This window comes from Desulfofustis glycolicus DSM 9705 (assembly GCF_900130015.1).
Lineage (GTDB): Bacteria > Desulfobacterota > Desulfobulbia > Desulfobulbales > Desulfocapsaceae > Desulfofustis > Desulfofustis glycolicus.
On record NZ_FQXS01000051.1, the window covers coordinates 1 to 14600 of the forward strand.

The 14600-nt window shown below is 57.5% G+C and carries 16 protein-coding genes; 14 read left to right on the forward strand and 2 right to left on the reverse strand.

Annotated features, from left to right (window positions below; all coding sequences use genetic code 11):
- Positions 1–283, reverse strand: a 283-nt coding sequence (locus tag BUC26_RS21560; RefSeq protein WP_143166075.1) for a transposase family protein, incomplete at its 3' end; no start/stop codon positions are given.
- A gap of 78 nt (positions 284–361) precedes the next feature.
- Between BUC26_RS21560 and BUC26_RS21565 the strand changes: the two genes are divergently transcribed.
- The 5 genes from BUC26_RS21565 to BUC26_RS21585 all read left to right on the forward strand — a co-directional run bounded on the left by BUC26_RS21565 (position 362) and on the right by BUC26_RS21585 (position 4813).
- Positions 362–1150 (forward strand): methionine ABC transporter ATP-binding protein, encoded by a 789-nt coding sequence (locus tag BUC26_RS21565; RefSeq protein ID WP_208609867.1) that lies wholly within the window; start codon positions 362–364, stop codon positions 1148–1150.
- A 38-nt stretch (positions 1151–1188) separates the two neighbouring features.
- Positions 1189–1845 (forward strand): methionine ABC transporter permease, encoded by a 657-nt coding sequence (locus BUC26_RS21570; protein ID WP_073379391.1) that lies wholly within the window; start codon positions 1189–1191, stop codon positions 1843–1845.
- The gene (locus BUC26_RS21575; protein ID WP_073379368.1) at positions 1842–2651 is read left to right on the forward strand and encodes a MetQ/NlpA family ABC transporter substrate-binding protein; all 810 of its coding nucleotides are present in this window, start codon (positions 1842–1844) and stop codon (positions 2649–2651) included. The genes BUC26_RS21570 and BUC26_RS21575 overlap by 4 nt, the downstream gene beginning before the upstream one ends.
- A 29-nt stretch (positions 2652–2680) precedes the next feature.
- On the forward strand, positions 2681–3514 hold the full coding sequence (locus BUC26_RS21580; protein WP_161949921.1) for a DUF169 domain-containing protein: 834 nt from the start codon (positions 2681–2683) through the stop codon (positions 3512–3514).
- A 414-nt stretch (positions 3515–3928) separates the two neighbouring features.
- Positions 3929–4813 (forward strand): DUF2971 domain-containing protein, encoded by an 885-nt coding sequence (locus tag BUC26_RS21585; protein WP_073379372.1) that lies wholly within the window; start codon positions 3929–3931, stop codon positions 4811–4813.
- A gap of 131 nt (positions 4814–4944) precedes the next feature.
- Here the strand turns inward: BUC26_RS21585 and BUC26_RS21590 are convergent, their stop codons facing one another.
- The gene (locus tag BUC26_RS21590; RefSeq protein WP_073379374.1) at positions 4945–5199 is read right to left on the reverse strand and encodes a Trp family transcriptional regulator; all 255 of its coding nucleotides are present in this window, start codon (positions 5197–5199) and stop codon (positions 4945–4947) included.
- A gap of 110 nt (positions 5200–5309) precedes the next feature.
- Between BUC26_RS21590 and BUC26_RS21595 the strand changes: the two genes are divergently transcribed.
- From BUC26_RS21595 to BUC26_RS21635, 9 genes are all read left to right on the forward strand, one after another.
- The gene (locus BUC26_RS21595) at positions 5310–6170 is read left to right on the forward strand and encodes a branched-chain amino acid ABC transporter permease (protein ID WP_073379377.1); all 861 of its coding nucleotides are present in this window, start codon (positions 5310–5312) and stop codon (positions 6168–6170) included.
- A gap of 38 nt (positions 6171–6208) precedes the next feature.
- A complete protein-coding gene (locus BUC26_RS21600; protein WP_073379379.1) occupies positions 6209–8035 on the forward strand; it encodes a thiamine pyrophosphate-dependent enzyme in 1827 nt (608 codons plus the stop codon).
- 10 nt (positions 8036–8045) lie between these two features.
- Positions 8046–8546 (forward strand): 2-oxoacid:acceptor oxidoreductase family protein, encoded by a 501-nt coding sequence (locus tag BUC26_RS21605; RefSeq protein WP_073379381.1) that lies wholly within the window; start codon positions 8046–8048, stop codon positions 8544–8546.
- Positions 8543–9547, forward strand: coding sequence for a branched-chain amino acid ABC transporter permease (locus BUC26_RS21610; RefSeq protein ID WP_208609869.1), 1005 nt, complete (start codon positions 8543–8545; stop codon positions 9545–9547). The genes BUC26_RS21605 and BUC26_RS21610 overlap by 4 nt, the downstream gene beginning before the upstream one ends.
- Positions 9534–10298, forward strand: coding sequence for an ABC transporter ATP-binding protein (locus BUC26_RS21615; protein WP_073379383.1), 765 nt, complete (start codon positions 9534–9536; stop codon positions 10296–10298). The genes BUC26_RS21610 and BUC26_RS21615 overlap by 14 nt, the downstream gene beginning before the upstream one ends.
- A complete protein-coding gene (locus tag BUC26_RS24310; RefSeq protein ID WP_073379385.1) occupies positions 10298–12382 on the forward strand; it encodes an ATP-binding cassette domain-containing protein in 2085 nt (694 codons plus the stop codon). The genes BUC26_RS21615 and BUC26_RS24310 overlap by 1 nt, the downstream gene beginning before the upstream one ends.
- A 96-nt stretch (positions 12383–12478) precedes the next feature.
- On the forward strand, positions 12479–13633 hold the full coding sequence (locus tag BUC26_RS21625) for an ABC transporter substrate-binding protein (RefSeq protein WP_073379387.1): 1155 nt from the start codon (positions 12479–12481) through the stop codon (positions 13631–13633).
- Between the two features lie 153 nt (positions 13634–13786).
- Positions 13787–14287 carry a hypothetical protein gene (locus tag BUC26_RS21630; protein WP_073379389.1) on the forward strand — a complete coding sequence of 167 codons (501 nt, stop codon included), beginning with the start codon at positions 13787–13789 and terminating at the stop codon, positions 14285–14287.
- Between the two features lie 78 nt (positions 14288–14365).
- The coding region (locus tag BUC26_RS21635; RefSeq protein WP_143166126.1) for a helix-turn-helix domain-containing protein at positions 14366–14600 on the forward strand (235 nt) is incomplete at its 3' end.

Below are 14600 nucleotides of genomic sequence, written 5' to 3' on the forward strand. Positions count from 1 at the left end.
CGGTGATTCTTTTAACCCCATGGTCGTTGCACTTGATTCGTGGCACGTCGGCAGTGATATAGCAATGGTGCTGGAAGAAGTTGAGATGCCGCCAGGTCATTTCCTTGAAGTCATGGGCCTTACACAGCTCTCCGCACTCAGGACAAGGGAAACTGCTTCCCCGTGGAGCGGACAGGGTGATCCGCAGTTCGTGGGGCGTGCACTCGGTGTTCAGAGATTGGCCGGTGATTTCCCAGGGTCTCTCTAATCCAAGTCCTAATGCTATGATATCGTTGCCATTCATACGTTTCTCCTCGCTATTTCGTGTGGATTTGATCTTATGATATCAAATCCACACGAAATGACGAGGAGCCTCTCGAGTTTGTCTGATGATGCGTTAAGGCATTTTCGTAAAGATATTGGGATGATATTTCAAAATTTCGCACTGCTCAATCGAAAAACTGTGTTTGAAAATGTTGTTTTACCCATGCAGTGCTGGGGGTATTCGAAATCCCGGATGAATGCAATTGCCAAAGAGCTATTGAGCTTGGTGGGTCTGGAGAACAAAATCAATGCATATCCCATCGAACTTTCGGGCGGGCAGAAACAGCGGGTGGGCATTGCAAGGGCCCTTACCCTGGAACCAAAGATCCTGCTTTGTGATGAGGCCACATCTTCTTTAGATCCGGGCATGACCCAGTCAATTTTGGACTTATTAAGAAACATAAATGAAAAACTTGGGCTTACTATTGTTTTTGTTACCCATGAAATGGATGTCATAAAACTCATCTGCGACAAGATGGCCATTATTGCAGAAGGGAGAATAAACGTGTCTGGCTCTGTGGAATCTGTTTTTCTCCAAGAGCCTGAGGCCCTGCTTGAGTTGGTGGGCCAAAGACCCATGGATATCCATCATGGAAAAGCTTTGGTCAGAGTTTCAGTAAAAAACGAAAATATTGCCGATACCTTTCTCTATGAGATGGCCAGAGAAATCGCTGTCCCTTTCACCATTTTATCTGCAGGCATTGAGCGGACCAATAGAAAACGCTTTGGAAATATCTTTCTTGCCGTACCTGAAAACGATCTTCAAAAAGTGTTGATCTTTTTTAATGATCGCAAGATGACCTGTGTGCCACACAATGATAGCCCCGCTGAAAGGAGTATCCGTTGATACATCTTGATTTTGAAACGACTCGGCTATTTGAATACATGCCTAAAATTATTCTCCCCGCCGTTAGCGCAACGGTGAGAATGCTTTTGTTCTCTATGATCCTTGGTTTGATCATCGGGACGCTTGTGGCAATCGTGTTGGTATTGACTTCCCCCCATGGGCTGAAACCCAATCCAAGGGTGTATAAAGTACTCGGCTTTATCGTTAATATGATCCGAGCCTTTCCTGTGATCATCTTGATCGTTGCCATTTCACCCCTGACAAGGGCCATTGTGGGCACTTCCATCGGGGAAAAAGCAGCCATTGTCCCCTTAACCCTTTCCGCGTTTCCGGTCATTGCCCGATATATTGAAGCAAGCATCCTGGAAGTTGACCCGAATTTGATCCTTGCTGCCCGCTCTTTTGGAGCCTCAGACCGGCAGATCATCTTCCGGGTGCTGTTTCCCGAAGCAATGCATTCAATTGTGTCCGGCCTCACAACCACGAGCATTCTTTTTCTGGGGGCAACCACTCTGGCCGGTGCCGTTGGTGCCGGAGGCCTTGGGGCCGTGGCACTGACCTATGGTTACCAGTGGTTTGACGATGTAATGATGTATGCAATTGTCCTGATCCTCTTTGTCATGGTGCTTGTCATCCAGGGAGGTGGGGAGTTTATCTATAGAAAACAAAAAGAAAAAGGAGGTACATTTAAATGAAACGAGCAATCTTTATGGCACTGGTGTCATTAATCTTGCTGCGGGTAATGCCCTTTAATGGTGTTTCGGTGGTCCAGAGTGCTGAGACAAAGAAAATGGATATATCAATTGCCTGTGCAGAAACCACACAGGCTCTTGTCGATGCCGTTGTTCCCGTCATGGCAGAAAAAGGATACAAGGTCACCTACCAGATATTCAACAATAATGTGAACACGCTCGTGGCTGTCAATGACGGAAGTATGGAGGCGCTGATGCTTGTCCACAAACCATTTATGCAAATTTTTAATCATAGAAATAACGCTGATCTTGTGATGGTTGAGCCGCATATGTTTGCTGTGGGTATGGGGTTGTTTTCCGAGCGCTACACCAGCATTGAGGACCTGCCCGAAAACGCTTCCATTGCCATCATGAATGATTCGATGAATATGGATCGCGGCCTGAGAATCATGGCAGATGCGAATATTCTTTCCATTGATCCTTCAAAGAAAACCGTCTCTTTAATTGACATTGTAGAAAATCCTAAAAATTTTAAGTTCGTCGAGATGGATCAAACCCAGACCGTTCGTTCTCTCCAGGATATGGATGCGGCAATCGCCTTTTTCAGCCACATGAAAAATGCAGACAAAGATTTTAATAACTACCTGATTAGGGACCAACGACCGGATCAATATCCGCAAGGGGTCATTGTCAAAGCTGAGAATGCCAAAGCCCAGTGGGCCCATGACCTTGTCCAGGCCTTCCGCAGCAAAGAGATACGGGACATTGCCTATAAATATTACGGAGGTCTTTACGAATATTTTGACTGATAACAAGACAAGATACAGAGGATATGCCAATGTATGAGACCCAAGCCGTATGGCTGGACAGTTTGCTGGAACTGTCTAGAAAACCGGTGGGGATAAGATTTGTCCTTGATCAAGAGGAGTTTGATCAAACGGATCTTCCGGAACCGAAAACGGGCTTGCCTTATTGTACAGCCGTGATGAAAGCAACTAGAGGGCAATCCTATAAATTGGATTTCGGCCATTCCTCTTGTATTGCAGGATCCAGGGCCTTAGGGATAGCAAAACCTGTGGAAGAGGCCTATTCAGGAAAACGGCATAGAGCTTTAGGCGTATATAAGAACCTTTGTATCAGCAGATCCGTTGCTAAAGATATGGTCTATTGTGTTCGCCATTGCAAAGGGGTTGAGATTCAACCTTTGGAGGCATACGCTCCTTTACCCCCTGACGTGGTGGTTATGATTGTCAATCCGTACACGGCAATGAGAATCGTCCAGGCCTGGGCCTATCATTTCGGACAGCTCAAAAACATCAAGATGGTTGGAAACTGCGCCATCTGCCAGGAATGTACATCCTATCCCCATGAGGAAAACACCTTTAACTTGTCTATGCTGTGCTCGGGTACCCGCAGGTTTGGCCGATGGGGAAAGGATGAGTTGGCCATGGGCTTGCCGTATCACTATGTCAAGGATGTCATAGACGGTTTAAAGCAAACAGTCACGCCCATGGAGCAGGATAAGGATAAAGACAGGATCACCAAAGCGCTTTCTGAAAAAGGGTTACACAATGAAGTGACGATCCAAAAAGGCCAAAATTATTATAAAGGGGCCTATGGCACACCAGACAGGATGGCACGCAGGAACAAAGGTGCAGGTTTGTCCAAATAATAAGGGTCGTTCTCCATCGGTGATGCCTCAAAATGGCGCTATAGTTATTCTTCGGCGTTCAGAATAGGGAAGAATGGGCCTTAACGTGGTAGATAGCACCAAACTATTGGGCGAGCTCAGATTGGTGATTTGCACAGCCAACCCTAAGCTTTTTGTAGATTGTGCTTTCAGAGATGTTTCCTGACATTCTTCGGTATAGCAACTGTTCTCAGATCGTCAGAACATCGAATATGGTACTGATGTGCATGATACGCACCAACGGCCGAATAAGCCGCTGGTGCAAGGGCTTTCCGGTTAGGAAAAGACAACTCGGGTGAGGTGGTTTACAATGGTGGTGGAGAGAGACGGGCACCCGATAGCTCTGACGGAATATGGCGGGGGCCGTCGAAATGATTCTGCCGTGAAGGTGAATGCATGGATGATATCACCCATCTGACCGAGAGTCTCTTTGCTGATACCCCGAAAGGGTTGCTCTACCACTACACAACACTCAGCGGATTGCTCGGTATCGTCAACAGCCGCACGCTGTGGGCCAGCGATATCCGTTATATGAACGATTCGGCGGAATTGAAACATGCCGCTGATTTGATCCGTGGCCAGGTGCATGAACGCATCTCGCGCAAACAGGGCCGGCCGGACTTGCTCGGTCGGTTCGTCGACTGGGTCAGCCACCGAATCACCAACGGCCACTTGCTGTTCGGTTCCTCGTTTCGTTCACATGGCAACCTGCTCAGTCAATGGCGTGGCTATAGCCCGCACGGCAAGGGGGTCAGCCTTGGATTTTCCTCGGAGTATATTTTGGAGTGCGCGGACAGCCAAGGGTTTCAGATCGGAAAATGCATCTACGAGCCGGCCCGCCAGAAACGCCTTATCGAGCGTGTGCTCGACGCACTGGAGTCTCAGGTGGAAGAGCGGCTCACCGGTCAGGAAAGCCGTGAGCGGCTGCATGCTGTCTATGCCGATGTGTTTGATTTCATCGAAACGGACTTGTTGCGCCTGGCAGCCATTCTCAAGCATCCGTCATTTCGCGAGGAAAAGGAGTGGCGCATCGTTTCACCGGTCTATACCAGCTATGATGACTGCACCATCCTGTTCCGTGAGGCCAATGCGGTGCTGGTCCCCTATATCGAATTCGATCTGGCCCCAGTCCGGCAGACGCCGAAGCTCGAGCACGTGTTTGTCGGACCCTCTCCGAACAGCAACATCTCGATCAATTCGGTGCGCATGTTCCTCGCTCAGAGAGGTATCGATCCGGCGCGGGGTATCGATTATTGCCAAATCCCGTATCGCCTTCGTTAATCCTACGATTCGGCCGAGGCGCCGTTATTTGTGATGGTGAGCGCGCCGGCAGTTCCGAACGTACGGCCGGCCTGAAGCGGGTGGCCGTGATATGGGGCGGGGATGGATGACGAGACCTGGTCGTGTTGCGCTCAGTCGATGGACCGGCGCGCCTTGATCGCTTTCGATCCCCGTGTCACCGTGGCAATGCCGACGCCCAATTCATCGGCGATGCGCCGTTGCGGAACGCCGCGCTGGAGCATTTCAAAGATCTGCAGACGGTTGGCCACTTCGGCCAGTTCGCTGTCGGTGAGCAGATCGCGCAACGCGTCTTCCATCGCTTCCGGTGTTTTCCGGGCAAGCAAATGATTGACTAAATGCAAAATGTATTTTACGGTGGCGTCCATGTACTAGCACGCTAGTACATGGACGCTGAAAGTCAACTCTTTTCTCCTGATGCCCGCGGCTTTGCCGCACTCAGGGAGCCAGACGTCGACCTGGGGGGCGAGCGTTTTTCATGTATCAGGATCTGCTGCAATACATCTTTTCCGGGCTGACCAGCGGGGCGATCTACGCCCTGATCGCGCTGGGATTCTGCGTCGTCAACAATACCATGGGGATCGTCAACTTCGTCCAGGTAGATTTCGTCTCGCTGGGCGGCATGTTGATGTTCTCGGCGTTGTTTGCACTCGGTCTGCCGATGGTACCAGGTCTGCTGTTCGCCGTGGCCGGCGTGGCGGCGGTGGCGATGGTGGTGGAGCGGTTCGGTCTCCGTCCGGCCCGAACGGAGAACCATCTGGTCCTTATTTTCATCACCGTCGGCCTGTCGATAATCCTGCGCGGTATCATCAAGCTGGTCTGGGGCAAGAACCGGATGGCGGTGCCGCCGCTCACCCCCGACACCCCGGTCAACATCATGGGCGCTTCGGTGCTGCCGCAGGCGTTATGGATTCTGCTGTTGACCGTCATCGCCATCGCGCTGCTGATGTTTTTCTTCTACCGGACCTCGCTCGGTCTGTGCATGCGGGCGGTCGCTTGCAACCCGTCGGCCGCGGCGGTCGTCGGCATTCCGGCCGGTCGGGTGCGGTTGACCAGCTACGCGATCGCCGGGGCGCTCGGCGGACTGGCCGGCGTATTGGTCACGCCGATCACAACACTGAGCTACGACGTCGGCGTGCTGCTTGGCCTGAAAGGCTTTGCGGCCGCCATCCTCGGCGGTTTCGGATCGTTTCCCGGCGCCATCCTCGGCGGCTTGGGACTGGGACTTCTCGAGTCGCTGTCGGCCGGCTATATCTCCAGCGCCTACAAGGATGTCGTCGCCTTCGTCGTCTTGCTGCTGGTGCTCTGTGTCAGACCGAACGGGCTGATGGGAAAATAACCGGATCATTCAACAACCATTAAAACGAATCGATATCTATGAAACAACCCGAGATACAACTGGTCATGGGCAACGAGGCGATCGCCGGCGGGCTGCTGGAAGCCGGCTGCCAGGTCGTTGCCGCCTACCCGGGGACGCCCTCGACAGAGATCCTGCAGGCCGTCATCAACCAACGCGACGAGAGCGACGTCCCTCTCCATATCGAGTGGTCGGTCAACGAGAAGGTCGCCTTCGAGGTCGCCCTGGCCGCCAGCTATACCGGCAAGCGGTCGGCGGCGATCATGAAACAGGTCGGTCTTAATGTCGCCGCCGACCCGTTCATGCGCACCGCCTATCTGGGCGTGGTCGGCGGCATGGTGACCATCGTCGCCGACGATCCCGGCCCGCACAGCTCCCAGACCGAGCAGGATACCCGTCTGTTCTGCATGCAGGCCCGGGTGCCGGTCCTCGACCCGTCCAGCCCGGCGGAAGCCAAGGCGATGGTCGAGCCGGCCTTTGCCCTTTCCGAGAAGTATCAGCGCAACATCGTGCTGCGGCCGACCACTCGGATCTGCCATTCCCGCCAGAGCGTGACGGTCGGAGCGGTGCGGACGATCCATGCGCCGTCAACATTTACTCCCGACCCGGGGCGCTGGTGCGCCACCCCGGCCTTTCTGCCCGGCCTGCACACCGGCCTGAACAATGATCTGGCGGCTATTGCCGATGAGCCGGACTGGCAGCCGCGACTGACGTCGGGCGACGGCAGCCGGCCGCGACAGGCTCTCGTCGCCTCGGGCATCGTCTATGCCCACCTGCTCGATCTGCTCGATGAATTGGATCTGGCCGGCACTATCGATCTCTACCAGGTGCTGATGCCGTATCCGCTCGCTCCGACATTCATTGAAAAGCTTCGAGACGGCTACGACCGGGTGCTGGTGCTCGAGGAGACCTATCCGGTGATCGAGCTGCAGCTGGCCCATCCGGGTGGTGCCGGTAAACAGAGCGGGGCGGTGCCGCGGGTCGGAGAGTTGACCCCGGATCTGGTCCACGCGGTGCTTGCCGATTTTCTCGATCTGGCACAACCGGCCCAGTCGGTGCCGGCCCAGCGCGGCCAACGACCGTCGCTGTGCCCCGGCTGCCCGCACCGGGCCGCCTTTTATGCGATCAAACAGACGTTTCCCGAGGGCATCTTTCCATCCGATATCGGCTGCTATACCCTCGGCATGAACCTCGGCGCCGTGCATACCGTTCACTGCATGGGCGCCTGCATCAGCCAGGGTGCCGGTTTCTACCATGCCTACCACCTTGACGGCGGTGAAGTGCCGACCATTGTCGTCACCATCGGTGACTCGACCTTCTTCCATGCCGGAATCCCGGCGCTGATCAATGCAGTGTTGCAGCAGGCCCGGATCATCGTCGTTATCCTCGACAACGGTACCACCGCAATGACCGGTGGCCAGCCGGTTCCGCATCTCGGGGTCGCCGCCGGCGGCCGGCCGACCAAGGCGATTGCCATCGAACCGCTGGTGCGGGCCGCCGGTGTCGAGCATCTCGAGGTCTGCGATCCCTACGACATGAGCGCCTTCACCCGGGCCCTGAAACAGGCCGACAGGTACATCCGCAGCGATGACGGTTCGGTGGCAGTGGTCATTTCGCGGCGGCCGTGCGTGATGGACCCGGTTGCCAAGAAGGCGCGCCGGCCGGTCACGGTAATTGTTAACGAGGAGTGTCTCGGTTGCGGCATCTGCGTCAGTGAATTCGAGTGCCCGGCCGTATCGCTCAACGAGGAACTCGGCGTAGCGGTGATCGACCAGGATCGTTGTATCGGCTGCGGCGTCTGCATCGACGTTTGCCCGGCCCAGGCCATCGAGATAAAGGAGCAGTAAAGGAACCATCATGAAACAACAGATTATCGTCAGCGGTATCGGCGGGCAAGGTGCACTATTTTTGACCAGGGTCATTGCCCAGGCGGCCGTCGATCTCGATATCCCGGTCCTGACTTCGGAAACACACGGTATGGCCCAGCGGGGCGGCACGGTCATCTCGACGATCAAGGTCGGCGATTTCGCCTCGCCGTTGATCCGAACTGGCCAGGCCGATGTCGGCCTGTTGCTCTGGGAAAGCAACTTGGCGGTCCATCGGCCGCTGCTCAAGCCGGGCGGGGCGTTGCTGGTTAACGCTGAGACGGCCGGCGAGGGCGATCGGCTCGACGCCTCCGGTATCGCCCGCAAGCTCGGTAACGCGGTACTGTCGAACCTGGTGCTGCTCGGCCGGGCGGTCCAGACCAAGGTGCTGTTCTGCGACGAGCAGACCTGCGTTGCAGCGATCAGGAAACTGGCACCGGAGCGGTTCGTCGAGCAGAACCTGCAGGCCTTTTACGAGGGGCTACACCGGTGAGTCCGATTCGTCGCGATAAGGTGCTTTACTTTCTCTTCCTGCACCGGACCGGTCTGTTCGTCGGGCTGTTGACCGCGGCGTTGATGCTTTTTCCTTTGATCGAGGACAACCCCTATACCCTCGGCCTGACCAACCTGATCGCGATCAACACCATCGTCGTGCTCGGCCTCAACCTGTTTATCGGCTACGCCGGCCAGATCTCCCTCGGGCATGCCGCGTTCTTCGCCCTCGGCGCCTACGGCTCGGCGGTCACTACCGTGGCCGGCGGCATGTCGCCGTGGCCGGCGATGCTCCTCGTCGCCGTACTGGTCGGTCTGATCGCGCTGGTCATCGGTATACCGGTGCTGCGGCTCACCGGTCACTACCTGGCGATGGCGACGCTCGGCTTCAATTTCGTGATCCACACCGTGCTCCTCGAATGGGACGAGGTGACTGGCGGGCCGAGCGGATTTTCCGGCATTCCGCCTCTCGGCTGGGGCGATTTCCTGTTCGACAGCGAGGTCCGGCTCCACTACCTGCTCTGGGGGAGTGCGATGCTCTGCCTGCTGCTCAGCCTGAACCTGGTACGCAGCGGCGTCGGGCGCGGTCTGGCGGGCCTGGCCGGCGACGAGACGGCGGCGGCGTCGCTGGGTGTCGACACGAAACGGGCCAAGGTCAAGGTGTTCGTGCTGTCGGCGGTCTTCGCGTCTTTGGCCGGTAGCCTGTTCGCCCACTGTTACGGGTTTGTCAGTCCGGATTCTTTCGGTATCTTCACCTCGGCGGACCTGGTGATCATGGTCGTCGTCGGCGGCATGGGCTCGATCTGGGGTTCGCTGCTCGGGGCCGGGTTGATCACGCTGTTGCCGGAATGGGTCGACGTGTTCGCTACCTACAAGGACTTCGTGCACGGCGGTATCCTCGTGCTGGTGCTGATGTTCCTGCCCCAGGGGTTGGTCACCGGTATCGTCGATCTGGTTCGGGTGAAGATCGCCTTGCGGAGGCGCAAACATGCTGCGGCTTGATGGCGTCAGCCGGCTGTTCGGCGGCCTGCCTGCCCTCGATCGGGTCTGCTTTGATGTGGCCCGGGGCCGGGTCACCGCGCTGATCGGACCGAACGGTGCCGGTAAGAGTACGCTGATCAACTGCATCACCGGGGTCGACACGCCGACCGGAGGCACCGTGACTTTCCAGGAGCGTGATATCACCGGGCTGGCGGCGCATCGGGTCAGCCGTCTCGGCATTGCCCGCACCTTTCAGAACCTGCGGCTCTTTCCCCGGCTCAGCGTGCTCGACAACGTGCTCTGCGGACTCAGCGGCGAAGGCGGCCGGTCGATGGTGATGGCCATGCTGCGTCTGCCCTACCTGCGGCACCGCGAGCGGCTGTTGAAGCTGCGCGCCCTGGAGGCGCTCGATCGCTTCGGGCTTGCCGACAAGGCCTCCTGGCCGGCGTCGATCCTCGCCTACGGCGATAAGAAGCGGGTCGAACTGGCGCGGGCCACGGTCGGTCGGCCGGACCTGCTGCTGCTCGACGAACCGGTGGCCGGCCTGAACAGCGATGAGACTGCAGCCGTCGGTGAGCAACTCCGGCGATTGCGGGCCGGCGGCCACACCATCCTGCTTGTCGAGCATGACATGGAGCTGGTCATGGATATCGCCGACCAGGTGGTGGTGCTCGACAGCGGTCGCTGCATCGCCGTCGGCTCCCCCGACGAGGTGCGGCGCAACCCGGTGGTGCTCGAGGCCTATCTCGGCCAGATGGAGGCGACCGCCTGATGCTGACCATTCGCCATCTGACCGCCCATTACGGGGCGGCCCAGGCGCTGTTCGGCGTCGACCTCGATGTCGGCCGCGGCGAGACGGTGGCCCTCGTCGGGGCCAACGGCGCCGGCAAGAGCACGCTGCTGCGCTGCGTGATGGGGTTGGTACGGCCGACCGGCGGCAGTATCGTGCTGGACGGCGATGATGTCACCCAGGCCCCGCCGGCGCGCATGGTGCGTAAGGGGCTGGCCTTGTCGCCGGAGGGGCGCGAGGTGTTCGGTGAGCTGACGGTGCGCGAGAACCTTGAACTGGGCGCTATCCCGCTGGCGCTCGGCGGCGCCGAAAAGGCGAGGCGGATGGAAGAGGTGTTTGCCCGCTTTCCGAAGCTCGGGGAACGGGCCGGGCAGCTGGCCGGCACCCTGTCCGGCGGCGAGCAGCAGATGATGGCTATGGGACGGGCCCTGATGGCCGGCCCGAAACTGCTGCTGCTCGATGAGCCGAGCCTGGGCCTGGCGCCGCTCATTACCGATGAGATCTTCGCGATCATCAGGCAATTGGCCCGGGGCGGCACCACCATCCTGCTTGTCGAGCAGAATGCCGCCCGGGCACTGTCGGCATCGGACAAGGCTTACCTGCTGGCCAACGGGCGCATCGTCGAGCAAGGTGAAAGCCGCCGGTTGCTCAACGATGCCACGCTCCGTGCCGCTTTTCTCGGCGCCTCAACCGATAACCCGGCGGCCAGTCGTCTCGGCGCCGCCGGTCTGACCAATATACGTCTGGAGAAACCCGATATGCACAACCTGGATTTCATGCCGCCGTTCACCACCGACGAGCAGCTTCGTGTCCATCAATTACGTGGACTGCAGTGGACGGTCCGGCACGCCTACGAAGGGTCCGCCCACTATCGCCGTACCTTCGACGAGGCTGGCATCACCCCCGGCGATATCACCGCTCTTGCCGATCTTGCCAAGCTCCCGTTTACCACCGCCGACGATCTGCGGGACGGCTACCCGTTCCCGCTGCGCGCCGTGCCGTTTGAACAGCTTGTCCGCATTCACGCCAGTTCCGGGACTACCGGCAAACGAAAGGTGCTCTGCTACACCCAGAAAGATCTCGACGATTGGGAGTATTTCTTCGCCCGTTGCTACCAGATGGCCGGGGTGACCCCGCTCGACCGGGTGCAGATCGCCGTCGGCTACGGTGTCTGGACGGCGGGTGTCGGTTTCCAGGCGGGCTGCGAGAAGATCGGGGCGCTGGCGGTGCCGCTCGGCCCCGGCAACATTGATATGCAGATTCGGTTCCTGCTCGATTTCCAGTCCACGGTCTTCTGCTCGACCGCCTCGATGGCGCTGTTGATGGCCGAGGAGATCCACCGTCGCGGGATTGCCGACAAGATTGCGGTGAAAAAGATTATTTACGGCTCGGAGCGGTCCAGCCGCTCGATCCGTGCCAAGGTCTCCGAATTGTTCGGCGGCGCCGAGTTGTTCGACATCACCGGGCTGACCGAACTCTACGGCCCCGGCACCGGCATCGAGTGCTCCGATCATGATTGCATCCACTACTGGAGCGACTATTACCTGCTTGAGATCATCGACCCGGAGACCCTTGAATTGTTGCCCGATGGCGAGTGGGGAGAGATGGTGGTGACGTCGCTGTGTAAGGAGGGGGCGCCGCTGATCCGCTACCGGACGCGGGACATCACCCGAATCATCCCCGGACCGTGCACCTGCGGCTCCATTCTGCCGCGTCATTCGCGGATCAGGGGCCGGTCCGACGATACCATCAAGTTCCGTGGAGTCAATATTTACCCGAGCAGCATCGATACCATCCTGTCGGCGATACCCGGGCTCGGCTCGGAATACCAGATTCACCTGACCCGGGATGCGGCTGGTCGCGATCACCTGCGACTCGTCGTCGAGCGGGCCGAGGGCGTCGAGGTGCAGCGCGGCGCCGAACTGGCCCATGAAGCCGCTCACCAGATCAAGCGGCAGCAGTTGGTCTCCGTCGACGTCGAACTGGTCGAGTACAGGGCACTGCCCCGCTCGGAGCGCAAGAGCCAGCGGGTGTTCGATGACCGGATTGTCGATGACATCGTTTGATACCAAAACCAGGTACGTCAACCACCAAGCAGGGACGGCTGACCCCGGCGGCGCTTACGCCGCCGAGCCGGCCCGCAACCGAGGGGAGAAATCATTATGATCAGAGTATTGTGTGCAAGTCTACTGGCCCTGGCGCTGGCCGTGCCGTCGGCGTTCGCCGAGGACACGATCAAGCTCGGCGCGCTGTTCGACCTGTCCGGCCGGGCCGCGTTCATCGGCACGCCGACCAAACTGGTGGCGGAAATGGTCGTCGAGAAGATCAACAGCGAGGGCGGTATCAACGGCAGGATGATCGAGCTGGTCATCGCCGACACCGAGGCCGATCCGGCCAAAACGGCGTCGATCGTCAAGAAGTTCATCTACAAGGACAACGTTGTCGCGATCATCGGACCGACCCTGACCGACACTGGTATGAACGTCAAAAAAGTCGTTGACGAGGGGAAAACGCCAATATTCATGACCGTCGGCGGCGACCCGGTCATCATGGGCGGCAAGTTCGGCCCCTACACCTGGGTGTTTAAATCGCCGCAGCGCTCAAGTATCGCGGTCGAACGGCTGTTTATCTACCTCAAGGAGAAGGGGTTGACCAAGGTTGCGCTGCTGTCGGCGGCCGACGGTTTCGGTAAGGACGGCAGCCACTGGATGGATGAACTGGCCCCGAAATACGGAATCGAGATCATTGCCCGGGAATCGTTTGGCACCCGCGACACCGACATGACGGCCCAGTTGACCAAGGTAAAGAACAGCAACCCGCAGGCGCTCATCGCCTGGACCATCGGCCCGGCCGGATCGATCATCGCCAAGAACAAGGTACAGCTCGGTATCGACCTGCCGCTGTTCCAGTGCCACGGACTGCCCGATCCGAAATACGTGGAGCTTGCCGGCAGCGCCAGCGAGGGTGACCGGATGCCGGCAACCAAGCTGATGGTCGCCGCAGAACTTGCCGACAGTGATCCGCAGAAGGCGGTTATTCAGGAATTTATCAGGCTCTATAAAGAGAAGGGTTACGACAAGCAGTTCCCGATCAACACTCACTCCGGCTATGCCTGGGATGCGATCATGATGGTCGCCGACGCCATCAAAACAGCCGGCACCGACAAGCAGGCCCTGCGCGACGCGATCGAGGCGACGAAAGGCTACGTCGGCATATCCGGTATCTATACCATTACCCCCGAAGACCACAACGGCCTCGGCGTTGATTCGATGGTCATGGTGCAGGTGAAAAACGGCGTCTTCACGATGGCCGAATAGCGGTCGTGCAGTTCCGGAGCAGTTCCGGTATGCTCTGTAGTGGCCGGTGGTGCGATTCCGGGCGTCACCGGCCCGTTTTTTTGCTTTTGTTGTTATTTTTCCGGAATTACTTTCATGGAGTGAGTCGTTTGTTAAATCATTGAGACAGCCGCGATGCTTTCCGTAATAACCCTCCTTGTCGTCCTGACACTCTCCATTCTGGTAACCCGGGTTGCCACCGTTGCCCTGACCCATACCGGATTGTCGAAGGAATCTGCAAAATTTCAGGCCCGCTCTGCATTTACCGGCGTCGGTTTTACCACCGACGAATCGGAGAAGGTGGTCAACCACCCGGTCCGTCGCCGTATTTTGCTCGTACTGATGCTGCTGGGCAATGCCGGGATCGTCACCGCCGTATCGTCACTGATCGTCTCGTTTATCAATGTCGACAGATCGTCCTCGCCGTTCTGGCCGATCGCGCTCCTCATCAGCGGGGTATTGCTCCTCTGGTTCGTCGCCAACAGCGCCTTTGTCGACAGGCATCTGTCGAATTTGATCTCCACGGTTCTCAAGCAATACACGACGATCGACATTCATGATTTCTCGAAACTGCTGCACCTGTCCGGCGATTACCAGATCAGTGAAGTGCACGTTGAGGACACGGGGGTACAGTAGCAGGACATCGCTTACAGTTGTAGCGTCACATCGCTGACACTTTTAGGATATGGTCATCCGCTAACCAAGGAGGTGGCCATGCCCTGGAAGGAAACGACAGCGATGGAGCAGAAAATTGAATTCATTACCGAATGGCGTTCAGGACAATTCGCCATCACCGAGTTGTGCAGAGCATTCGGTATATCCCGAACGACAGCATACAAATACATTAATCGATTCCAGGAAAAAGGAATTGAGGGGTTATACGAGTTGAATCGTGCACCGCACGTTCAACCAAATAAGACCCCAGAGACAATTGAACAGAGGATCGTTG